Consider the following 20,882-nt stretch of genomic DNA (forward strand, 5'->3'; position numbering starts at 1 on the left):
TTGTGACGTTGCGATGATGGATTTGTGACCCGCTCAGCGCTGCTGGGTCACCAGGCTTTCCGCGCCGCGCTCACGCACCCAGAACAGCGTCGCCCCGGCCACCGCCGCCGGCATCATCAGGATGTTGACCACCGGGATCAGCAGCACCAGATAGACGATCCCGCCAAAGCTCATGCTCTGCCAGCGCTTTTCCCGCAGCCAGGCGAGCATCTCGTTCCAGCCCAGCTTGTGGTTGTCCGCCGGGTAGTCGATGTACTGGATCGCCATCATCCATACGCCGAACAGCAGCCACAGCGGCGCGGCCACCAGGTTCACCACCGGAATGAAGGACAGGATGAACAGGCCGATGGCCCGCGGCAGGAAATAACCCAGCTTGCGCATTTCCCGGGCCAGGGTGCGCGGGATCATGGCCAGCAGTTCGGCCCAGCTGAAGGGCGGGAAATCGTCGGTGCCACGGACCACCACTTCGACTTTCTCCGCGAGAAACCCGTTGAAGGGCGCGGCAATCACGTTGGCCAGCATGGTGAAGGTGAAAAACACCATCAGCAGCACCAGCACCACGAACAGCGGCCAGAGGATGTAGCTGAGAAAGCTCAGCCAGTCCGGCAGGGACGGCATCAGGGTGTCGACCCACAGGCTGAACTGATGGCCGGCGAAATAGATCAATCCGACGAACAGCACCAGGTTGATGGCCAGGGGCAAAAGGACGAACAGACGCAGGCCGGGGCTGAGCACCAGCTTGAGGCCTTCGCGCAGGTATTGCGGGCCGGACAGAACAGGGGCGGGCATAGGGAGCTCCGTGCAGGGGGAAAACGCGCCGACCTTACCGGCTTTGCCCCACCGGCGAAAGCGCGGTCGCAAGGTCGACATCAACTGTAACAAAGGCGCCGGTAAATACGCCGATACCGGATAGAGACCTCCTATGAGCTGGATTGTTAAACCGTATTTCCTTAATCTTCGCTCCCTCTATACGCTGCACCCATTATTTTTCGGACGGGCGAACCTGAAGCCTTCCCCAAGTGCTTTCGCCGTCCTTTTTTATTCCAGCCGGCAATCCGGCGTTCCGCGCCAGTGATCCGGGCCGGTCGATAGGAGTGAGTCATGTCTGATGTACGTCATTCGCGTGTGATTATTCTCGGTTCCGGCCCTGCCGGTTACAGCGCCGCGGTCTATGCCGCCCGCGCCAACCTGAAGCCGCTGCTGATTACCGGCATGCAGGCCGGCGGTCAGCTGACCACCACCACCGAAGTCGACAACTGGCCGGGCGACGTCCACGGCCTGACCGGCCCGGCGCTGATGGAGCGCATGCGTGAACACGCCGAGCGTTTCGAGACCGAAATCGTCTTCGATCACATCAATGCCGTGGACTTCGCCGCCAAGCCTTATACCCTGACCGGCGATAGCGCGACCTACACCTGCGACGCCCTGATCATCGCCACCGGCGCCAGCGCCCGTTACCTGGGCCTGCCTTCGGAAGAGGCGTTCATGGGCAAGGGTGTGTCGGCCTGCGCGACCTGCGACGGTTTCTTCTATCGCAACAAGCCTGTGGCCGTGGTCGGTGGCGGCAACACCGCTGTCGAAGAAGCCCTGTACCTGGCCAACATCGCCAGCAAGGTCACCCTGATCCACCGTCGCGATACCTTCCGCGCCGAGAAGATCCTGATCGACAAGCTCAATGCCCGGGTTGCCGAAGGCAAGATCGAACTCAAGCTGAACGCCAACCTGGACGAAGTGCTGGGCGACAACATGGGTGTCACCGGCGCGCGCCTGAAGAACAACGACGGCAGCTTCGACGAAATCAAGGTCGACGGTGTGTTCATCGCGATTGGCCACACCCCGAACACTTCGCTGTTCGAAGGCCAGCTGGAGCTGAAGGACGGCTACCTGGTCGTGCAGGGCGGCCGTGAAGGTAATGCCACCGCCACCAGCATCGCAGGCATCTTCGCCGCCGGCGACGTGGCCGACCACGTGTACCGCCAGGCCATTACCTCGGCCGGCGCCGGCTGCATGGCCGCCCTGGACACCGAGCGTTACCTGGACGACCTGCAGAACGCTTGATTCTCAGACCGTTGCAATGAAAAAACCGGCCCAGGCCGGTTTTTTTGTGTCTGTTGTTTCCGTAGGAGCGAGCGGGCGGCGATCCGACTTGCCCGCGATAGGCTCCACGCGGTCTATCTGCAGCACCGCGTTGTCTGGATCGCGGGCAAGCCTCGCTCCTACAGGTCAGCGGCGCTTGAGTGGCTGCTGGGCAAACTTCACACCCGCCAGGCCATGGGCGATCAGCGCGCGGATATTGCCATGGTCGCTGCCTTCAGGGGTGGCCAGCACCGAGCGGTAATGCTCACCGAACGCCAACAGCGCTTCTTCGTCGCTCAAGCCTTCCAGCAGGGCCAGGCCCAGGGTCTTGCACGAACCTTCGTTCTGCCCGGCGGCGTTTTCCACGCCACCGTTGTTGAAGGCTTGTGGCTGGTAGTCGTAGCCCGCGGCGATAAAGGCCAGGGTGTCGGCGAAGGCGTGCTCGCCGCTCTTGAGGCTGGCGCGCAGGGTGTTCAGGTCAGTCATGGGGTTTTCCTTTGGCGAACGCCGCTTGCTGCTCGGCGCTGGCTTCTTTCTGGTAGAGGTTCTTCCACTCGGCGTAGGGCATGCCATACACCACTTCACGGGCGTCATCGAGGCTGACCTCGATCTGGCGCTCGTCGGCCTCGGCCTTGTACCACTTGGACAGGCAGTTGCGGCAGAAGCCGGCGAGGTTCATCAGGTCGATGTTCTGCACGTCCTTGCGGCTGTCCAGGTGTGCGACCAGGCGGCGGAAGGCGGCGGCTTCGAGTTCCAGGCGTTGTTGGGGGGTCATAAGGCTCACTGCATAGATAGGGAGGGGAATAGCGACAAGTTACAAGCGGCAAGCTGCAAGTCAAAGCAGCTCGGCGTTTACTTGCAGCTTGTCGCTAACGACTGGCCGCTAGCGTGATCGACACCGACTCGGCGAAACGCAGGGCGTGGGGTTTGTCGACTTCGACCTCGGCGTACAGCACCGATTCGTTGGCCATGATCAGATCGAGGATTTCCTGGGTCAGGCGCTCGAGCAGGGCAAAGCGGTTGCCCTCCACGTGGGCGATGATCGCCTTGGTGATGGTGCGGTAGTTCAGCGCATGGTCGATGTCGTTGTCGCGCACGGCTTCTTGCGCGGCATACAGGATGGTCAGGTTGATCAGCACATCCTGCTTGTTGAGGATCTCGTCCTCGTTGATTCCGATGAAGGTCCGCAGGCACAGGTCCTTGACCCGGATGCGAGCCATTCCTGGCTGAAGTTGTGGCATTGCTACTTGCTCCGTCCGATCAATTGCAGGAATTCCTGGCGCGTGGTGCTCGAGTCGCGAAAGGCGCCGAGCATCACCGAAGTGTGCATGGTCGAGTTCTGCTTCTCGACTCCGCGCATCATCATGCACATGTGCTGGGCTTCGACGACCACCGCGACGCCGGCGGCCTGGGTTACCCGCTGCACCGCGTCGGCGATTTCCCGCGTGAGGTTTTCCTGGATCTGCAGGCGGCGGGCGAACATGTCGACGATCCGGGCGATCTTCGACAGGCCCAGCACCTTGCCGGTGGGAATATAAGCCACATGGGCCTTGCCGATGAAGGGCAGCAGGTGATGTTCGCACAGGGAATAGAGTTCGATGTCGGCGACTATGACCATTTCATCGTTGTCGGAGGCGAACAGCGCGCCATTGACCACCTCGTCCACCGACTGGCTGTAGCCATGACACAGGTACTGCATGGCCTTGGCCGCGCGTTGCGGGGTGTCGAGCAGGCCTTCGCGCTCGGGGTCTTCGCCGAGACCCTTGAGGATCTCGCGGTAGTGCTGGGGCAGGGAAAGCGTCATGCAACGTCCTCGCGGGAAGCCTTACTTGAGGTGCCGCCCGCCGTTGACGGTCAGGGTCGTGCCGGTGACATAAGGGTTGTCGAGCAGATAACGCAGGCTCTGGTAGACCACCTCGCAACCGGGTTCGATGCCCAGGGCTGACTTGGCCAGGGCCTTGGCGCGGTACGCCGCGTCGTCGTCGGGATTGAACATTAACAGAGCCGGGGCGATGCCGTTGACCTTGATCGTCGGGGCATATTTCGCCGCGAAGGACAGGGTCAGGCTGTCGAGGCCGGCCTTGGTGGCGCAATAGGCGATGTGCTTGCTGCTGCCGCGGCGCGTGACGTCGTCGCCGATGTGCACGATGTCGGCGGGGCTGGAGCGCCGCAGCAGGTCGGCGCAATGCAGGTTGATCAGGTAGGGCGCGAGCATGTGCACGCTGAACATGTCGGCGAAGGCCGCGCTTTCCTGGCCGGGCGTTTCCTCCAGCCATTGCGAGGCGTTGTGCACGATCGCCCGCAGGCTGTCGGTGTGCTCGTGCAATTGGCTGATGAAGGCCTGGATCCCGGCTTCGCAGGAGAAGTCAGCGAACAGGGCTATCGCGCCACGCTCGCGCAAGGCCTGCACGCCGGGGCGTTCGGTGCGATAGCTGATGATCACCCGGTGACCGTCTTCCAGCAGGCGCAACGCGCAATGCAGGCCGACACGCTGGCCGGCGCCGGTGATCAGGATCGGGGCAGGGGAAGTAGTCATGAACGGCTCGCGTCGCAGGTAGAGCAAAACTATACCAGCGCGGGGCGGGGTTCGCCCAAGCCGCTGCAGGAGCGAGCGGGCGGCGATCCGACTTGCCCGCGATGATGGCGCCGCGGTCTGTCTGGCAGACCGCGTTATCATTCATCGCCGGCCAGCCGGTGCTACACGTGGCTCTGTGGGGAAGGTGCTGCCGGCAGCGGACGGGGCGGCGTGCTGTTCAGCCAACCGGACAACAGGCGGGTGGACAGCGGAATGAACCAGTAGACCATCAGCGGCGTCAGGGCCAGGGTACTGACGAGCACGCGCGGCGCCAGGCTGAGTTCGCCCAGCAACGGGCTGAGGATGAAGTTGAAGATCAGCGACACCGGGAAGAACGCCAGCCAGATGGCCACCGCCTGCTTCCAGCGCGGAGGGCGCTGGCCGGCCGCGCCGAACCAACCGTCGATGCCGCTGACCCGGTGTTCATGGGGATGGGCGAACAGGTCGCTGCCGCGGGCCAGCCAGGCGGTGCGCGAGGCGGAGTGCTCCCAGACGTGCAGGGTCTGCTCGTCGGCGAAGCGGAAGATGATCTGGAATTCGTCATCGTCGGGCGGCGGAGCGAGCACGCCGGAGCCGAGATAACCGGGGAAGTCGGTGGCCAATTGTTCGCCTTCGCGCAGCCAGGCGATCAGGTCCTGGTAACGGCCATCGGCGACACGCCGGGCGACCATCAGGGTGACGGGTGAGGTAGACATTATGTATCTCCGTAAAACCAATGCGCTGCCTGGGTAAGGCCGTACGCCGGACGCAGCACCGGGGTGTTGGGCTGCGTCTTGAAAGCAAGCAAGGATTATTCCTGATTGTGACAAATACACCAGAGGCAGCGGTCGCTTTGCCCTGTGTTGAAGAACTGTCACCGATGGGGAGTAGAATGGCCGTCACTTTATCCATCGGTGTTTTCTGCCCAGATGCCCGTTATTACTGAACTTTCCCGCCCGACACAGCCCCTCGACCAGCCCTCGCAGGACGATCTGTTTCCGATCCGGGAAGTTTCACGGCTCACGGGGATCAACCCGGTGACCCTGCGGGCCTGGGAGCGTCGTTATGGCTTGATCCAGCCGACACGCACCGAAAGTGGGCATCGTCTGTATTCGATGCACGATGTCGAGACGGTCCGTGAGATCCTCGGCTGGATCGATCGTGGGGTCGCGGTCAGCAAGGTCGGCAAGATCCTCGCCAAGACCCGGGCCGCCCGCGAGGCGCCGCAGGCCATGCCGGGCGACAGCGCATCGGGCGATTACCTGCAGTGGCAGGGGCAACTCAAGCGGGCGGTCGGCGGCTTCGACGAGCCGCACCTGGAGCGGCTGTACGGCCAGATCTTCTCCAGCTATTCGCTGTCGGTGGTGTTCCAGGACATCCTCATGCCGTTCTGGCGGCAGCTGGCGCAGCACCAGGAACCTTACGGCCACACCAGCGAATGGCTGTTCTTCGATCACTTCCTGCGTTCGCGGGTCTCCCAGCGCCTGCTGTTACAGCGCGGCCAAGCGCTGCGCCCGGTGCTGCTGGCGGCGCTTGCCGGGCAATGCCGGGAGCTGGAATTGCTGGTGGCGGCGCTGATGCTGGGCAGTGCCGAGTTGGAAGTCCGGGTGTTGGCGCTGGGGCAGCCGTTCGACGAGCTGACCCTGGTCTGCGAGAAGATCAAGCCCCAGGCGCTGGTGCTGTTTTCCAATCACGCGCCGGCTCCGGAGCTGCCTCGACGCTTGAACCGCCTGGCGCTGACCCTGGAGTGTCCGCTGATGTTGGCGGGAGATGTCGCCGAGCTTGCTCAGGACAGCCTGAGCGCTTCGCCGGTGGGCTGCCTGGGGAGTGACGGGCGTTTGATGATGCAGCGCCTGCGGCAGTTTCTCAGCGGTACGCTCGATACCTGAGCGCATACCCAGGCAGCTAAAAGCTGCGATTTCAGATATGCAGGTTGGGGTGTGCCAGGCGGTGCTGTTGCAGGATGAACTGGCGCAGGCGCTCGGTTTCATCCGTGTCGCTCTGGTTCAACCGATAGGCATAGAAGCCGGCGTCGGTCTGGCGTTCGAGGCGGCCGCGCAGGGCGATGCGCTCGTAACCCGATGGGCTGAACCACTGGGCGAACTGCTTTGGCGCTTTGGCCCGGTTGCGGATTTCCAGCAACACGCTGTTGAACGACACCTCATGCACCCACAGCGCAGTGGGCTGCCCCTTGGCGTTTTCCAAGGCCACCGGCTCCGCCAGCGTCAGGCGCCAGGGGCGGACCCTCGGCCCATCCTCGAAGATGCTCGGCACGCCCAGGCGCAGATGCAGCGCGTGGAACTCGTCTTCCACCAGGTGCAGGGGAAAGCTCATCTGCTGGTTTTCAAAGTGCGCCTGAATGGTCACTTGCTCATTGGCCGCCAGGCGGGTGAGCAGGTCGCGGATCTGTGAGCCCCCATTCACCAGCAGGCTCGAGTTCGCATCCCGCATGTTGAGTTGCGGGTTGTGCTGCATGGTCTGAATGAAGTCCAGTTCATCCTGGGTGAGGAGAGCGTCACGGCGCATGATGTTGCTCGAAGGAGAAGGTGACAAAATCATTGGTGATTAAGCGTACTGACAACTAATTCGGCATCTTGTTAGAGCCGCTCGTCGCCTGGTAAACGGCGAGTTCCGCGCGGGTTTCGGCCAGCTCCTTTTCCACCTGCGCCAGCCGTTGCTGGGCCTTGACCTGGGCCGTCACATCTTTCTGCACCCCGACAAAATAGGTCAACTGGTCGCTTTCGTTGAACACCGGGGTGATCGACAGTTCGTTCCAGAAGTGACTGCCGTCCTTGCGGTAGTTGCGCAGCACCTGGCGGCAGGGCTGGCCGCTATCCAAGGCCTGGCGAATCAGCGGGATTGCCGGCTGGTCACGGTCGCCCGACTGGAGAAAGCGGCAATCCTGATACAGCACCTCGTCGGCGCTGTAGCCGGTGAGCCGTTCGAACGCCGGGTTGACGTAGATGATGATGTTGTCTTCGCCTTCCTGTTCGGCCACGACAATCCCGTCGTTGGAGGCGTTGATCACCAGTTGCAGCAGATGGGCGTTGATCATCGGAGGCTTTCCGCAGTCGATCGGCAGGTGGCGGCAATTCTAAGACATGGCGCGAAGCTGTCCACTGGCCATTATGGGTAAATCGCGCTACAAGGCTGGATTTTTTCGCGCAACTGTTAATATCCCAGTCTTTTACTCAGCTTCAGGATCAGATTGATGAAAGTCGCCATCCTTTCCGGCTCTGTGTACGGCACGGCTGAAGAAGTCGCCCGGCACGCCGCCAAACTCCTCAATGCCGCAGGTTTCGAGGCCTGGCACAACCCGCGCGCGACTCTGGCGGATGTCCAGGCGTTCGGCCCCGAGGCGTTCCTGGCCGTGACCTCGACCACCGGCATGGGCGAGCTGCCGGACAACCTGCTGCCGCTGTATTCGGCCATTCGCGATCAACTGCCGGCGGCCTGGCGCGGTTTGCCCGGCGCGGTGATCGGCCTGGGCGATTCGAGCTATGGCGACACCTTCTGTGGCGGTGGCGAGCAGATGCGCGAACTGTTCGCCGAGCTGGGCGTGCGTGAAGTGCTGGCAATGCTGCGCCTGGACGCCAGCGAAAGCGTGACCCCGGAAACCGACGCCGAGCCTTGGCTGGCCGAGTTGATCAGCGCTCTGCGCGGCTGACCGGCCGCTCGCGCAAAAGCGCCAGCCAGGCTTGTGCGGCCTTGGACAGATAGGCGCCCTGGCGCCAGATGAAGGCGATGTCCCAGCGCAGGTAGTCGGGCGCTTGCAGCGTCAGGCGTACCACGCCGGGCCGCACCAGGCCGCGCGCCACCACGCTGGGCAACAGCACCACGCCTTGCCCGGCGGCCACCAGGGCGGCGAGAAAGTCCGCCTGGCCGCTGCGGCCACCTTCCTTCGGGGTGAACCCCACCTGCTGACAGGCCTGCAACAGCCGGTCGTTGAGCACGAAACTGCGCTGATAAAGCAGGAACGGCGTATCCGCCAGTTCCTCCAGGCGCACCTGGGCCTTGATCGCCAATGGATGATCGGCCGGTAGCAAGGCATCCAGAGGTTCGTCGCAGAAAGGCTGGTAGGCGAAGGTCGGGTCCTTGGGCGTCAGGCTGCCGCCGATCTCCAGTTCGCCGTTGAGCACCGCCTGCTCGATATTCAGGCTGCCGCCTTCAAGCAACTGCACGCTGATGTTCGGGTAGCGCCTGCGGTACTCGGCGAACAGGCCGGCGAACAGTGCGTCGCTGCCCAGCAGGGGCAGGCCCAGGCGCAATTCCCCGCGGGCCAACAGGCTCAGGTCGTCCAGCTCGCTGAGCAACTCATTGCGCAGGCGCAGCATGCCTTCGGCGCGTTGCAGCACCACGCTGCCGGCGGCGGTGAGGTGAATGTGCGAGCCCTGGCGATCCAGCAATGGCGTGCCCAGGCTCTGCTCCAGCTGGGCGATCTGCTTGCTCACCGCCGACTGGCTGATGTGCAGGGTCTTGGCGGCCTGGGTGAAGCCGCCCTGGTGAATCACTTCGACAAAACTGCGCAGTTGTTTGAAGTCCATGTTTTGGGTCCGTGCTCTTAATTCCATTCTGGAATGGCTTCCAGTCTAACAATTCGCTTCGGTGATGGCAGGCGCTTGCCTAAAATGCAGGCCTGCGAGGACCGAATTCCATGAACGCTTCCACCTTGAAACACCTGGGTCGCCTGTTATCCGAACTGGCGGTGTTGCTGGCTATTTATCTGTTCGGCTGCCAGCTGGCCGGGTGGCTGGCGTGGCCGATTCCTGGCGGGGTGATCGGCCTGGCCCTGCTGTTGCTGGCGTTCGCCCTGGGCTGGGTCAAGCCGGCGGCGCTGCAAATGGGCGCGGGCCTGCTGATGGCCGAGATGCTGCTGTTCTTCATTCCGGCGCTGATGAGCCTGCTGGACTACGGCGGCCTGCTGCGCCAGGACGGCTGGCGGATCCTGCTGGTGATTGGCGTCAGTACGCTGATGGTGATGCTGGTCACCGCGTTCACGGTGGAATGGGTGTGCCGCTGGAGAATGCGCCATGACGCTTGAGCCCATGCCGATGTTCTGGCTGCTGCTGACGCTCGCGGCCTATCTGTTCAGCCGCTGGATCTACCGGCGCACCGGGCGCTACCTGCTGTCGCCGCTGATCCTGGTGCCGGCCCTGTTGCTGGCGATCGCCGTGCCGCTGCACACCGCCTATGCCGAATACGCCGCCAATACCCATTGGCTGATGCTGGTGCTGGGGCCGGTCACCGTGGCTTTCGCAGTGCCGATCTGGCAGCAGCGGCAGCTGTTGGTGCGGCATTGGTCGGCCTTGCTCCTGGGCATGCTGGCCGGCAGCGCGGCGTCCATCGTCAGCTCCTTCGGCCTGGCGCGGGTGCTGGCCCTGGACAGCTCGGTGACTCTGTCGCTGGTGCCGCGTTCGATCACCACGCCCTTCGCCATGCCGCTGGCCCATGACCTGGGCGGCGTGCCCGAACTGACGGCGGTGTTCGTGATGTTCACCGGGGTGTTCGGCGCCATGCTCGGCGGTGTCCTGCTCAAGTGGCTGCCGCTGCGCAGCGCCCTGGCTCGCGGTGCTTTGTTCGGGGTCGGCGCCCACGGCGCCGGGGTCAGCCGCGCCCATGAAGTCGGCGGCGAAGAGGGCTCGGTGGCTGGGTTGGTGATGGTCCTCACGGGCCTGCTGAACCTGTTCGCCGCCCCTTTATTGGCGTCGTTGCTTTGACGTTTGACCTGTGCCGATTGCAACTAAAATAACCACTGACCCGCTCGGTCAGTAAGCTGGCTGCCAAGGCAACTACCTGAACCCGAGGGGCTGACTAGACTGATCCCCACGTCCAAAAAATAATAAAAAAACTGCCGTCACTGAGGTCCTTGCCGTGAGCCTATCCTCCGTTCAATCGACATCGAGTGTGAAAGACCAGGTCAGCACCGCCGAATGGCAAACCCGCGTCGACCTGGCCGCCTGCTACCGCCTGGTGGCGATGCATGGCTGGGACGATCTGATCTTCACCCACATCTCCGCCAAGGTCCCTGGCACCGAAGATTTCCTGATCAACCCGTTCGGCCTGATGTTCCATGAGATCACCGCCTCCAGCCTGGTGAAGGTCGACCAGGCCGGCAACAAGCTGATGGACAGCCCCTACGAGATCAACCCCGCCGGCTACACCATCCACAGCGCCGTGCACGAAGTGCGGCACGATGTTGCCTGCGTGCTGCACACCCATACCGCGGCCGGGGTCGCGGTGTCCGCGCAGCAGCAGGGGGTGTTGCCCATCAGCCAGCAATCGCTGTTCGTGCTGTCGAGCCTGGCCTATCACGCCTATGAGGGCGTGGCCCTGAACCACGAGGAAAAGGCCCGGCTGCAGGCCGACCTCGGCGACAGCAATTTCCTGATGCTGCACAACCACGGTCTGCTGACCTGTGGCGGCACCATCGCCGACACCTTCCTGATGATGTTCACCTTCCAGCGCGCCTGCGAGATCCAGGTGCTGGCGCAGAACGGTGCGGCGCAACTGATCGCCATCGAGCCGCAGATTCTGGCCGGGGCCAAGGCGATGATCGCCGGGGTCACCAAAAGCGCTCAAGGCATGGGCGGCGCGCTGGCATGGCCGGCACTGCTGCGCAAACTCGATAAACAAGACGCGGGTTATAAACTCTGATGCCTATGGCCGAGATTCCTCTGTGCGTGTGGCGCAAGCGCGGACATAGCTTCGCGTTTCGCGGCCATGCCATTCGCTACTGGACCGCGGGGCAGGGCGAGCCACTGCTGCTGATCCATGGTTTTCCCACCGCCGCCTGGGACTGGCATTACCTGTGGCAGCCCCTGGCGCAGCGCTATCGGGTGATCGCTTGCGACATGCTGGGGTTTGGCGATTCGGCCAAGCCGCGGGACCACGAGTACAGCCTGCTGGAACAGGCGGACCTGCAGCAGGCCTTGCTCGAGCATCTGGGGGTCGATAGCCCCGTGCATCTGCTGGCCCACGACTATGGCGACAGCGTCGCCCAGGAAATGCTCGCCCGGCACTACGAAGAGCGTTGCGACATGGCCAGCTGTGTGTTTCTCAACGGCGGCCTGTTCCCGGAAACCCATCGCCCGGTGCTGACGCAGAAGTTGCTACTCAGCCCGCTGGGCTGGATGCTCGGCCGCGCCTTCAGCCGTGAGGGCCTGGCCAAGAGTTTCAGCCAGATTTTCGGCCCGCAGACCCGGCCCAGCGAAAGCGTGCTGGATGACTTCTGGAGCCTGGTGGAGGCCAATAACGGACCGCGGATCCTGCACAAGTTGATCGGCTACATTCCCGAGCGCCGGGTGCAGCGCGACCGCTGGGTGAGTGCGATGCAGCGCGGCGAGGTGCCGCTACGGGTGATCGACGGCGCGGTGGATCCGATTTCCGGGGCGCACATGGTCGAGCGCTACTGCCAACTGATCCCCGCACCGGATACCGTGCTGCTGGCCGGGATCGGTCACTACCCGCAGACCGAGGCCCCGGTCCAGGTGCTCAAGCATTATCTGGCCTTTCGCGAAAGCCTGGAGTTTCCACCGCGAAAACTGGCCTGCTCCTGAGCGCCCCGCGCTGTCCGTAGCTACCGCGGTTCTGCGGCCTTGGCCTGTGCATGCCAGACGCCGATGCGGCCCACGCCGTGGTTCCCCCTCGATCATCCCCCTGCCTTATTGCGCACCATTCAGCTTCAGCCGTGTTTATTGTGACCGCCAGCCGCGTGCCTGACACTCGAAGCCATTGTCCGTCTGTTGTCCATCTGGCCTGTGGGAGTTCGGTATGAGTGAGTCTGTGCGCTTCGAGAATAAAGTCGTGATCGTCACCGGTGCCGGCGGCGGTCTGGGGCAGGCTCATGCATTGCTGTTCGCCCGGCACGGGGCGAAGGTCCTGGTCAACGACCTGGGCGGTTCGACCCAGGGCGAGGGCGCCAATGCCTCGGCGGCCGACCGGGTGGTGGCGCAGATTCGCGAAGCCGGCGGCATCGCCGAGGCCAACCACGATTCGGTGACCGACGGCGACAAGATCGTGCAGAACGCCCTGGATGCCTTCGGCCGGGTGGATGTGGTGGTGAACAACGCCGGCATCCTGCGCGACAAGACCTTCCACAAGATGGAAGACGCCGATTGGGACCTGGTGTACCGCGTCCATGTCGAAGGCGCCTACAAGGTGACCCGCGCCGCCTGGCCGCACATGCGCGAGCAGGGTTATGGCCGGGTGATCTTCACCGCGTCCACGTCCGGCATCTACGGCAACTTCGGCCAGTCCAACTACGGCATGGCCAAGCTCGGCCTCTACGGCCTGACCCGCACCCTGGCCATCGAAGGTCGCAAGAACAACATCCTGGTCAACGCCATCGCGCCAACCGGCGGCACGCGGATGACCGAAGGGCTGATCCCGCCCCAGGTGTTCGAGCAACTCAAGCCGGAGCTGGTCAGCCCGCTGGTGGTGTACCTGGGCAGCGAGAATTGCCAGGAGACCTCCGGCCTGTTCGAGGTCGGTGGTGGCTGGATGGGCAAGGTGCGCTGGGAGCGCAGCCTGGGCCTGGGCTTCGATCCGCGTGAAGGTTTTTCCCCCGAAGATGTCGCCGCCCACTGGCAGCAGATCTGCGACTTCGAGGGCGCGGCGCACCCCAAGGACAACATCGAAGCCTTGAAAGAGATGATGCAGAACCTGCAGAAATACGCGATCTGAAGCCGCGCCCGCCAACCCGAACAGCCGCGGTCTGCGCGGCTGTTTGCCTTATGCCTTCATCACTGCCTTCGGCCTGATCCTGGCGCCGTTAGCCCATCGCCTGTTGCAGCGTTTCCATTGTCACGGCGAGCAGACACCTTGAGCATCGACCTGGCTTTCTACCGGGCATAAAAAAGGCCGCTGCAAGGCAGCGGCCGAAGGAAGACGTTAGATCAAGGAGCAACAAATCAACGTCAGTGAACACCCGGTGAAGATCTGAATATCGTTGCTTCAAACCTTCTGAATCCTCTTGCCCCCAAGGTGGCGTGATCACACCTCTGGGCGACTCTGCGTGGCTGTTTGCCGTGAGAGCGAGGCCAGAATAAGGGCTGGCCGCGCAATGAAAAATAGCGATTGTGGACAAGGACTGTTACAGCCTGGGCAATAGTAGTGCACGCCGTGGGGACATGCCCTGCAAGGGCGCAATCCATCCACCTGATACCCGTCCATCCAGCCCGTCGATGCACCGCGCAAAGGCCCGGCTGGCGAGGGCATTCATCCTTTCGGGCGACAACGCGAATACCTCCTTGGTGCGCTTATCGCTCCTGTGCGCCGGCAGTAGGGTGAGGCCTTCTGTCACTCACCGGGGAAGACGCATGACAAGAACAACAATGCGCGCCATCTTCACACCGCGGGCGCTGGCCGTCGCGGTGGCCTTGGGGGGCTGCGCCCAGGCGCAGGCCGTTTCATTCAACATCGGGGAGATCGAGGGGCAGTTCGATTCTTCGCTGTCCATCGGCGCCAGCTGGGGCATGCGCGATGCCGACAAGGACCTGGTGGGTGTGTCCAACGGCGGTCGCGGGCAGTCTTCCACCGGCGACGACGGGCGTCTGAATTTCAAGAAGGGCGAGACCTTTTCGAAGATCTTCAAGGGCATCCATGACCTTGAACTGAAGTACGGCGACACCGGCGTCTTCGTCCGTGGCAAATACTGGTACGACTTCGAACTCAAGGACGAGGACCGCGAGTTCAAGCCCATCAGCGACCACAACCGCAAGGAGGGCGCCAAGTCGTCCGGCGGGCAGATCCTCGATGCCTTCATCTATCACAACTACTCCATCGCCGACCTGCCGGGCACCGTGCGCGCCGGCAAGCAGGTGGTCAGCTGGGGCGAAAGCACCTTCATCGGCAACTCGATCAACAGCATCAACCCGATCGACGTCTCGGCGTTTCGACGCCCGGGTGCCGAGATCAAGGAAGGCCTGATCCCGGTGAACATGCTGTTCGCTTCCCAGGGCCTGACCGACCAGTTGACCGTGGAAGGTTTCTATCAGCTGGAGTGGGACCAGACCGTGGTCGACAACTGCGGCACCTTCTTCGGCAACGACGTGGTGGCGGACGGCTGCACCACTGGCTACACCGTCGGCAGCCCGGCGATCCGCCCGCTGCAACCGATTGCCGCGGCGTTCGGCCAGGGCTTCACCGTGGCCCCCGAAGGCGTGGTGATCGGCCGCGCCGGCGACCGCGATGCCCGCGACTCCGGGCAGTGGGGCACCGCCTTGCGCTGGCTGGGCGACGACACCGAGTACGGCCTGTACTTCATGAACTACCACGCGCGTACCCCGACGGTTGGCACCATCACCGCCGGGAGCAGCACCCTGGCGAGCATCCCGGGGATCGTCAGCACCGCCAACCGTATCGCCCCGGGCACCGGTTCGGCCCTGGCCCAGAGCGTGATGCTCGGGCGCGGCCAGTACTACCTCGAGTACCCGGAAGACATCCGCCTGTACGGCGCCAGCTTCTCCACCACGCTGCCCACCGGCACCGCCTGGACCGGCGAGATCAGCTACCGGCCCAACGCCCCGGTGCAGATCAACACCAACGACCTGACCCTGGCCCTGGTCAACCCCATCGCCGGTGGCCTGGCGTCGCCGGTGCGGACCTCGGCGGGCGCCGACAACACCGGTTACCGGCGCAAGGAAATCACCCAGGTCCAGAGCACCCTGACCCAGTTCTTCGACCAGGTGCTGGGTGCCGACCGCCTGACCCTGGTGGGCGAGGCGGCGATCGTGCATGTCGGTGGCCTGGAGTCGAAAAGCCAGCTGCGCTACGGCCGCGATTCGGTCTACGGCCAGTACGGTTTCGGTGGCGATACCGACGGTTTCGTCACCGCCACGTCCTGGGGTTATCGCGCCCGGGCGATCCTCGATTACAACAACCTGATCGCCGGGATCAACCTCAAGCCCAACCTGTCCTGGTCCCACGACGTCAATGGCTACGGGCCCAATGGCCTGTTCAACGAAGGCGCCAAGGCGGTGAGCCTCGGGGTCGATGCTGACTACCGCAACACCTACACCGCCAGCCTCAGTTACACCGACTTTTTCGGCGGTGACTACAACACCCTCAAAGACCGCGACTTCCTCGCGTTGAGCTTCGGCGTGAACTTCTGATCCGCCCTGAAGAAGGACAACTTTATGCGCAAGACGATTTTGCAATGCGGTGCCCTGGCCTTGACCCTGCTGGCGGTCAACGTGATGGCGGCGGTCACCCCGCAGGAAGCGGACAAGCTCGGCACCAGCCTGACCCCGCTCGGCGCGGAAAAGGCCGGCAATGCCGACGGCTCGATCCCGGCCTGGACCGGCGGCATCGGCAAGAACGCCGGGGCGGTGGATGCCAAGGGCTTCCTCGCCGACCCGTTCGCCAGCGAGAAGCCGCTGTTCACCATCACCGCGGCCACTGTCGACAAGTACAAGGACAAGCTCTCCGATGGCCAGGTGGCGATGTTCAAGCGCTACCCGCAAACCTACAAGATCCCGGTCTACCCGACCCACCGCACGGTCGGCCTGCCGGCGGACATCTACGAGTCGGCCAAGCGCAGCGCGCTGACCGTCACCTCGATCAACGAAGGCAACGGCCTGGCCAATTTCACCGGCAACCGCTACTACGCCTTCCCGATTCCGAAGACCGGCGTGGAAGTGCTGTGGAACCACGTCACCCGTTATCACGGCGGCAACCTGCGCCGGATCATCACCCAGGCCACGCCGCAGACCAACGGCAGCTACACACCGATCCGCTTCGAGGAAGAGGTGGCGGTGCCGCAGCAGATCCCCGACCTGGACCCGGAGAAAGGCGCCAACGTGCTGACCTTCTTCAAGCAGGCGGTGACCGCTCCAGCGCGCTTGGCCGGTAACGTGCTGCTGGTGCACGAAACCCTCGACCAGGTGAAGGAACCGCGCCTGGCGTGGATCTACAACGCCGGCCAGCGCCGTGTGCGTCGCGCCCCGCAAGTGGCCTACGACGGGCCGGGCACCGCCGCCGACGGCCTGCGCACCTCGGACAACTTCGACATGTTCTCCGGCGCGCCGGACCGCTACGACTGGAAGCTGGTGGGCAAGAAGGAGATGTACATCCCCTACAACAGCTACAAGCTGGATTCGCCGAGCCTCAAGTACGACGACATCATCAAGGCCGGGCATATCAACCAGGACCTGACCCGCTACGAGCTGCACCGGGTCTGGGAAGTGGTCGGCACGCTCAAGCCGAGCGAGCGGCATATCTACGCCAAGCGCCACATGTACATCGACGAGGACAGCTGGCAGGTGGCGCTGGTGGACCACTACGACGGGCGTGGCCAGCTGTGGCGGGTGGCCGAAGGGCATGCGCAGTTCTATTACAACGCCCAGGTGCCGGCCTACACCCTCGAAGCGCTGTACGACATCATCGCCGGGCGCTACCTCGCCCTGGGGATGAAGAACGAAGAGAAGCACAGCTTCGAGTTCGGTTTCGCTGCCAAGGCCGCCGACTACACCCCGGCCGCCCTGCGCGCAACCGGCGTCCGGTAAGGCCCGGGATACAAACGATGGCAAAAGGCGACCGATCGGTCGCCTTTTTTATGGGCGCGGATCAGCGTGCTGAATACTTCTCAACAAGCACCGGCGACAAGGCTAGGGTGGGGGCACGCAGGCTAAAACTATAAAAAGGCACGCCGCCATGACCGCCATGACCCCTTGTCCTGGATTCCTGCCCCGTTTGTCGTCCCATCACCTGTCCCGCAGCCGTCTGAGTGCCCCGCTCCTGGCATCGCCCGCCCGGGTGAAACTGCTTTGTGCGCCGGCCGGCAGCGGCAAGACGGCCCTGCTCGCCGAATGCCTGTTGCAGGCGCCGGCCGGGTGCCGGGTGTGCTGGTTGCCCCAGGCCGGGGCGGCGCAGACACCGCAGCAACTGTGCGGCGAGCTGGCGCGGGCGCTGGGCCTGGCCGCATCGGACGAAGCCGCCGTGCTGGACCATCTGGCGCAGGTGCAGACCCCGACCTGGCTGTTCCTCGATGATTACTGCCGGGTCGCCGCGCCGCCGCTGGACCTGCTGCTCGACCGCCTGCTGGCGATCAGCAACCCGGCGCTGACCTGGTGGCTGGGCGGGCGCCGCCGGCCGCAATGCAACTGGCCGCGGCTGCTGCTCGACGACCAGCTCTACGAATGCACGGGGCCCGAGCTGGCGTTCACCCAGGAGGATATCGAGCGACTGCTGCAACAATTGCCGCAGCCTTTGTCGATCCACACCGCCAGCCGGATTTTCCAGCGCAGTGCCGGCTGGTGCGCCGGGGTGCGCATCGCCCTGCTCGAAGGCAGCGAGCTGGTGGCCACGCCGTGCCGGCAGGGGCGGCCCAATACCCTGCTGGAATACCTGGAGCACGAGTTGTTCAGTGTGTTGCCGGCGGAGCTGTCCGAGGTCTGGCATGTGCTGGCGCACCTGCCGCGCTTCAATGCCGCGTTGTGCGAGCACTTGTTCGGCGCCGGGGAGGGTGCCCAGTACCTGCGGACATTGCAGGAACTGGGCTGCTTCATCGAACCCTGGGAGGCTGCGCCGGAGTGGCTGCAAGTGTTCGCGCCCCTGGCCCGGCTGATGCGCGACGAGCCCTGGCCGGCGGGACGCTCCTGGCATCGCCGCGCCTGCCAGTGGTTCGCCGCGCAGGAGGACTGGCAGGCGGCGTTCGAGCAGGCGTTGCTGGCGCAGGAATACGAAGTGGCGGCCAGCCTGTTGCAGCACTTCAGTTTCGAGCACCTGTTCGAGCAGCAGAATGTGGTGTTGCTGTTGCGTTTGCATGAGCAGCAGGGCGAGGAGCTGCTGCTCGGCAGCCCGCAGTTGGTCGGGCTGTTGACGGCGGCCTTGCTGTTCGCCGGGCGTTTCGACCAGGCGCAACACTGCGTGGCGCAGATGGCGCGTTTCACGCCGCAGCCGACGGCCTCCGGGCAGCGGCAACTGGTGGCGCGCTGGCAGGCGCAGCAGGGCTGGCTGCTGCATCTGCAAGGGTTGATGGAACCGGCGCGGATGCATTTTCTCGAGGCGCTGAGCGAACTGCCGGCCCATGCCTGGCCGACCCGCCTGATGTGCCTTTCGGGCCTGACCCAGCAGGCCTTGCTCCGGGGCGAACTGGACGTGGCGCAGATGCTCAACCGCGAGGCGCTGTGCCTGGCCCGGGCCCAGGGTTCATTGCTGTTCGAAGCGCTGTTGGAGCTGGACCATGCCCAACTGCTGGAGCAGCGTGGGGCGCCCCACAGGGCGCAGAGCCTGCTGGACGATGTGCAGCAATTGTTGAGTCGCCAGGCTTATCGGGTCGGCCCGCTGCTCGGTCGTATCGCCTTGCGCCAAGGGCGCCTGGCCTTGCGCCAGGGGCAGGCGGAACAGGCCGCCGGGCATTTCCAGATTGGGCTCGAACGCTGTCTGCTCAGTCATGACAAACGCGCGTTGTACGGGTTTCTCGGCCAAGCGTTCCTGGCCGCCAACCAGGGCGACTATGCCCACGCGTTTGTACGCCTGCGCGATGCCGAGCGGCTGATGCAGCAACGGCAGATCCCGGACACGGTGTACCGCGCCGTGCTGCTGCAGGTCAGCAGCGTGTTCTGGTTGCAGCAGGGGCGGCCGGAACTGGCCCAGGAGGCCTTGAGCCGGGTGCTGCGTCACTACCGCGGGCCCCAGGCGCGCCAGGCGCCACCGGCCACCCTCGAGCTGATTCCGCGTATCGAGTACCTGCTGGTGCTGGCCGAGGTGTACCTGCAGCGTGCCGAGGCACCGGTGGCAAACTTGCAGCGCCTGCTCGAACAGGCCCGGCAACGGGGCATGCTGTGCCTGCAGACCGAGTTGCACCTGGCCCTGGCCGAGGTCGCTTTCCTGCTGGGGGATCGGGTGTTGTCCGCCCGTGCCTTGCAGGAGGGGCTGGAACTCGGTGCCCGGTGCTACCTGCACCAGGCGCTGCATGAATTGCGTCTGCGTCAGCCGCGGATGTTTGATGTCCAGCCGGTGGCCGAACCCGAAGCGCCCATGCCGCTGCCGGCGGCAGGGGAGAGCCCGCTGAGCCAGCGGGAGCTGGAGGTGCTGCAACTGATCGCCCTGGGCAGCTCCAACCAGCAGATCGCCGAGCAATTGTTCATTTCCCTGCACACGGTGAAGACCCATGCGCGGCGCATTCACAGCAAGCTCGGGGTGGAGCGCCGCACCCAGGCCGTGGCCAAGGCCAAGGCGTTGGGATTGATGTAGTGGTCGGACAGATATCAGGGCCGCCAACTTGACAACGCGGCCTCCCGCCAAACCGCGCGGCCTGCTTTGACGACGGCAGCGGCTACAGGGTTTGTAGCCGCTGGCGCAGCCTGCGATCGGTCGCGCAGCGGCCGCCAACCTGACGACTTGGTGTATCCGCTCTAGGGTTGGTAACCCATGCGCCAGCTCACCGCCTGGGACGCGGCCAGCAGGCGTTGCGCCGCCGGGCCGTTTTCGTCGGCGTGGAACAGCGAGGTCGGGCCGACCACCGTCAGCACGGCGGCGACCTTGCCGGTGGCGTCGAACACCGGCGCCGACAAGGCATCCACGCCGGGCATCAGCAGGCCGTGCACATGGTGCAGGCCGCGCTGGCGGATCTGCTCGCACAGGGCGGCATAGGCCTGCTCGTCCGCCAGCGCATGGGGCGCGTGGGCCTTGAGTTCCTGCTCGCGCAAATCGACGGTTTCGCGATTCGGCAGGTAGGCGCCGAACACCAGCCCGGTGGACGAGCTGAGCAAGGGCAGCACCGAGCCCAGTTGGGTCACCACCGTCACCGCGCGCACGGCGGGTTCGATATGCACCACGGTCGCGCCCTGGTTGCCCCATACCGCGAGGAAGCAGGTCTCGTTCAATTCATCGCGCAACTCGGCCAGGGGCAGGGCGGCGACCTTCAGTACATCCATGCTGCCCAGCGCCGCCATGCCGACCCGCAAGGCCTCGCGGCCCAGGCCATAGTGGTTGGTGGCGGTGTTCTGTTCGGCGAAGCCACTGGCGATCAGCGCCTGCAGGTAACGGTGGACCTTGCTCGCCGGCATCTGTACATGTTCGGCCAGGCGCGACAGTGAGGTCGCCGGCGACAGCTCGGCCAGGGCCTTGAGGATGTCGGTGCCGACCTCGGCCGAGCGGACTTTCTGTTTACCGTTGCTGTCGCTGGTGCTGCGCGGCTTTTCCATGGAGGTGGTGTGATCCCGGGACGAATGGGCGTCTTTATAGCTTGACGGTCAATACCAATCAAATTACGTTATCCGTAATTGGATTACGATAAAAATAACGCTGG

Annotated in this window: 22 protein-coding genes; 11 read left to right on the forward strand and 11 right to left on the reverse strand. The window is 64.2% G+C overall.

What is annotated here, in order from left to right:
* Positions 1–33: 33 nt before the first annotated feature.
* Positions 34–789 carry a sulfate transporter CysZ gene (gene cysZ, locus C4K27_RS04730; RefSeq protein WP_053259664.1) on the reverse strand — a complete coding sequence of 252 codons (756 nt, stop codon included), beginning with the start codon at positions 787–789 and terminating at the stop codon, positions 34–36.
* 312 nt (positions 790–1,101) lie between these two features.
* Here cysZ and trxB point away from each other — a divergent pair, with 312 nt between their 5' ends.
* A complete protein-coding gene (gene trxB / locus C4K27_RS04740) occupies positions 1,102–2,058 on the forward strand; it encodes a thioredoxin-disulfide reductase (protein ID WP_007929833.1) in 957 nt (318 codons plus the stop codon).
* Between the two features lie 165 nt (positions 2,059–2,223).
* On the opposite strand, the gene C4K27_RS04745 is transcribed toward trxB, so the two are convergent.
* The 6 genes from C4K27_RS04745 to C4K27_RS04770 form a co-directional block, all read right to left on the reverse strand.
* On the reverse strand, positions 2,224–2,562 hold the full coding sequence (locus C4K27_RS04745; RefSeq protein ID WP_053259665.1) for a HopJ type III effector protein: 339 nt from the start codon (positions 2,560–2,562) through the stop codon (positions 2,224–2,226).
* Positions 2,555–2,851: a DUF1244 domain-containing protein gene (locus C4K27_RS04750; protein ID WP_053259666.1), complete on the reverse strand. Its 297-nt coding sequence runs from the start codon at positions 2,849–2,851 to the stop codon at positions 2,555–2,557. The genes C4K27_RS04745 and C4K27_RS04750 overlap by 8 nt, the downstream gene beginning before the upstream one ends.
* 94 nt (positions 2,852–2,945) lie before the next feature.
* Positions 2,946–3,317 carry a dihydroneopterin triphosphate 2'-epimerase gene (gene folX / locus C4K27_RS04755; RefSeq protein ID WP_007929829.1) on the reverse strand — a complete coding sequence of 124 codons (372 nt, stop codon included), beginning with the start codon at positions 3,315–3,317 and terminating at the stop codon, positions 2,946–2,948.
* A 2-nt stretch (positions 3,318–3,319) separates the two neighbouring features.
* Complete coding sequence (gene folE, locus C4K27_RS04760; RefSeq protein ID WP_007929828.1) at positions 3,320–3,880, reverse strand: GTP cyclohydrolase I FolE; 561 nt, start codon at positions 3,878–3,880, stop codon at positions 3,320–3,322.
* Positions 3,881–3,901: 21 nt separating this feature from the next.
* Positions 3,902–4,612 (reverse strand): dihydromonapterin reductase, encoded by a 711-nt coding sequence (folM, locus tag C4K27_RS04765; RefSeq protein WP_053260043.1) that lies wholly within the window; start codon positions 4,610–4,612, stop codon positions 3,902–3,904.
* Positions 4,613–4,773: 161 nt separating this feature from the next.
* A complete protein-coding gene (locus C4K27_RS04770; protein ID WP_053259667.1) occupies positions 4,774–5,346 on the reverse strand; it encodes an antibiotic biosynthesis monooxygenase in 573 nt (190 codons plus the stop codon).
* A 213-nt stretch (positions 5,347–5,559) separates the two neighbouring features.
* Here C4K27_RS04770 and C4K27_RS04775 point away from each other — a divergent pair, with 213 nt between their 5' ends.
* Positions 5,560–6,519, forward strand: a complete 960-nt coding sequence (locus tag C4K27_RS04775) for a MerR family transcriptional regulator (RefSeq protein WP_053259668.1) — start codon at positions 5,560–5,562, stop codon at positions 6,517–6,519.
* Between the two features lie 31 nt (positions 6,520–6,550).
* Here the strand turns inward: C4K27_RS04775 and C4K27_RS04780 are convergent, their stop codons facing one another.
* Entirely contained in the window at positions 6,551–7,156 is a 606-nt protein-coding gene (locus tag C4K27_RS04780; RefSeq protein WP_009042216.1) for a hypothetical protein, read from the reverse strand.
* Between the two features lie 55 nt (positions 7,157–7,211).
* Positions 7,212–7,685: a PAS domain-containing protein gene (locus C4K27_RS04785; RefSeq protein ID WP_053259669.1), complete on the reverse strand. Its 474-nt coding sequence runs from the start codon at positions 7,683–7,685 to the stop codon at positions 7,212–7,214.
* 156 nt (positions 7,686–7,841) lie between these two features.
* Here C4K27_RS04785 and C4K27_RS04790 point away from each other — a divergent pair, with 156 nt between their 5' ends.
* A complete protein-coding gene (locus C4K27_RS04790; protein ID WP_053259670.1) occupies positions 7,842–8,297 on the forward strand; it encodes a flavodoxin in 456 nt (151 codons plus the stop codon).
* On the opposite strand, the gene C4K27_RS04795 is transcribed toward C4K27_RS04790, so the two are convergent.
* On the reverse strand, positions 8,278–9,174 hold the full coding sequence (locus tag C4K27_RS04795; protein WP_007929807.1) for a LysR family transcriptional regulator: 897 nt from the start codon (positions 9,172–9,174) through the stop codon (positions 8,278–8,280). The genes C4K27_RS04790 and C4K27_RS04795 overlap by 20 nt on opposite strands.
* A gap of 110 nt (positions 9,175–9,284) precedes the next feature.
* On the opposite strand from C4K27_RS04795, the gene C4K27_RS04800 reads away from it, so the two are divergent.
* The 8 genes from C4K27_RS04800 to C4K27_RS04835 all read left to right on the forward strand — a co-directional run bounded on the left by C4K27_RS04800 (position 9,285) and on the right by C4K27_RS04835 (position 19,825).
* Complete coding sequence (locus C4K27_RS04800; protein WP_007929806.1) at positions 9,285–9,671, forward strand: CidA/LrgA family protein; 387 nt, start codon at positions 9,285–9,287, stop codon at positions 9,669–9,671.
* Positions 9,661–10,347 carry an LrgB family protein gene (locus C4K27_RS04805; RefSeq protein WP_053259671.1) on the forward strand — a complete coding sequence of 229 codons (687 nt, stop codon included), beginning with the start codon at positions 9,661–9,663 and terminating at the stop codon, positions 10,345–10,347. The genes C4K27_RS04800 and C4K27_RS04805 overlap by 11 nt, the downstream gene beginning before the upstream one ends.
* 154 nt (positions 10,348–10,501) lie before the next feature.
* A complete protein-coding gene (locus C4K27_RS04810) occupies positions 10,502–11,284 on the forward strand; it encodes a class II aldolase/adducin family protein (protein ID WP_053259672.1) in 783 nt (260 codons plus the stop codon).
* Entirely contained in the window at positions 11,284–12,186 is a 903-nt protein-coding gene (locus C4K27_RS04815; protein ID WP_053259673.1) for an alpha/beta fold hydrolase, read from the forward strand. The genes C4K27_RS04810 and C4K27_RS04815 overlap by 1 nt, the downstream gene beginning before the upstream one ends.
* A gap of 214 nt (positions 12,187–12,400) precedes the next feature.
* Positions 12,401–13,312, forward strand: coding sequence for an SDR family oxidoreductase (locus C4K27_RS04820; protein WP_007929802.1), 912 nt, complete (start codon positions 12,401–12,403; stop codon positions 13,310–13,312).
* 635 nt (positions 13,313–13,947) lie between these two features.
* On the forward strand, positions 13,948–15,741 hold the full coding sequence (locus C4K27_RS04825; RefSeq protein ID WP_053259674.1) for a DUF1302 domain-containing protein: 1,794 nt from the start codon (positions 13,948–13,950) through the stop codon (positions 15,739–15,741).
* A gap of 24 nt (positions 15,742–15,765) precedes the next feature.
* A complete protein-coding gene (locus C4K27_RS04830; RefSeq protein WP_053259675.1) occupies positions 15,766–17,133 on the forward strand; it encodes a DUF1329 domain-containing protein in 1,368 nt (455 codons plus the stop codon).
* A 148-nt stretch (positions 17,134–17,281) separates the two neighbouring features.
* Positions 17,282–19,825 (forward strand): LuxR C-terminal-related transcriptional regulator, encoded by a 2,544-nt coding sequence (locus C4K27_RS04835; RefSeq protein ID WP_053259676.1) that lies wholly within the window; start codon positions 17,282–17,284, stop codon positions 19,823–19,825.
* 161 nt (positions 19,826–19,986) lie between these two features.
* Here the strand turns inward: C4K27_RS04835 and C4K27_RS04840 are convergent, their stop codons facing one another.
* A complete protein-coding gene (locus C4K27_RS04840) occupies positions 19,987–20,778 on the reverse strand; it encodes an IclR family transcriptional regulator (RefSeq protein ID WP_007930806.1) in 792 nt (263 codons plus the stop codon).
* Between the last annotated feature and the right edge of the window lie 104 nt (positions 20,779–20,882).

This window comes from Pseudomonas chlororaphis subsp. chlororaphis, assembly GCF_003945765.1.
GTDB lineage: Bacteria > Pseudomonadota > Gammaproteobacteria > Pseudomonadales > Pseudomonadaceae > Aquipseudomonas > Aquipseudomonas chlororaphis.

Bases quoted from the DNA above. Each gene is read 5' to 3' on its own strand.
- cysZ (WP_053259664.1), bottom strand. From the start codon at position 789: ATGCCCGCCCCTGTTCTGTCCGGCCCGCAATACCTGCGCGAAGGCCTC.
- C4K27_RS04770 (WP_053259667.1), bottom strand. From the start codon at position 5,346: ATGTCTACCTCACCCGTCACCCTGATGGTCGCCCGGCGTGTCGCCGAT.
- C4K27_RS04775 (WP_053259668.1), top strand. From the start codon at position 5,560: ATGCCCGTTATTACTGAACTTTCCCGCCCGACACAGCCCCTCGACCAG.
- C4K27_RS04830 (WP_053259675.1), top strand. From the start codon at position 15,766: ATGCGCAAGACGATTTTGCAATGCGGTGCCCTGGCCTTGACCCTGCTG.
- C4K27_RS04795 (WP_007929807.1), bottom strand. From the start codon at position 9,174: ATGGACTTCAAACAACTGCGCAGTTTTGTCGAAGTGATTCACCAGGGC.
- C4K27_RS04745 (WP_053259665.1), bottom strand. From the start codon at position 2,562: ATGACTGACCTGAACACCCTGCGCGCCAGCCTCAAGAGCGGCGAGCAC.
- C4K27_RS04750 (WP_053259666.1), bottom strand. From the start codon at position 2,851: ATGACCCCCCAACAACGCCTGGAACTCGAAGCCGCCGCCTTCCGCCGC.
- C4K27_RS04825 (WP_053259674.1), top strand. From the start codon at position 13,948: ATGACAAGAACAACAATGCGCGCCATCTTCACACCGCGGGCGCTGGCC.
- C4K27_RS04840 (WP_007930806.1), bottom strand. From the start codon at position 20,778: ATGGAAAAGCCGCGCAGCACCAGCGACAGCAACGGTAAACAGAAAGTC.
- C4K27_RS04835 (WP_053259676.1), top strand. From the start codon at position 17,282: ATGACCGCCATGACCCCTTGTCCTGGATTCCTGCCCCGTTTGTCGTCC.
- folE (WP_007929828.1), bottom strand. From the start codon at position 3,880: ATGACGCTTTCCCTGCCCCAGCACTACCGCGAGATCCTCAAGGGTCTC.
- C4K27_RS04790 (WP_053259670.1), top strand. From the start codon at position 7,842: ATGAAAGTCGCCATCCTTTCCGGCTCTGTGTACGGCACGGCTGAAGAA.
- folX (WP_007929829.1), bottom strand. From the start codon at position 3,317: ATGCCACAACTTCAGCCAGGAATGGCTCGCATCCGGGTCAAGGACCTG.
- C4K27_RS04820 (WP_007929802.1), top strand. From the start codon at position 12,401: ATGAGTGAGTCTGTGCGCTTCGAGAATAAAGTCGTGATCGTCACCGGT.
- C4K27_RS04785 (WP_053259669.1), bottom strand. From the start codon at position 7,685: ATGATCAACGCCCATCTGCTGCAACTGGTGATCAACGCCTCCAACGAC.
- C4K27_RS04780 (WP_009042216.1), bottom strand. From the start codon at position 7,156: ATGCGCCGTGACGCTCTCCTCACCCAGGATGAACTGGACTTCATTCAG.
- C4K27_RS04800 (WP_007929806.1), top strand. From the start codon at position 9,285: ATGAACGCTTCCACCTTGAAACACCTGGGTCGCCTGTTATCCGAACTG.
- folM (WP_053260043.1), bottom strand. From the start codon at position 4,612: ATGACTACTTCCCCTGCCCCGATCCTGATCACCGGCGCCGGCCAGCGT.
- C4K27_RS04805 (WP_053259671.1), top strand. From the start codon at position 9,661: ATGACGCTTGAGCCCATGCCGATGTTCTGGCTGCTGCTGACGCTCGCG.
- C4K27_RS04815 (WP_053259673.1), top strand. From the start codon at position 11,284: ATGCCTATGGCCGAGATTCCTCTGTGCGTGTGGCGCAAGCGCGGACAT.
- trxB (WP_007929833.1), top strand. From the start codon at position 1,102: ATGTCTGATGTACGTCATTCGCGTGTGATTATTCTCGGTTCCGGCCCT.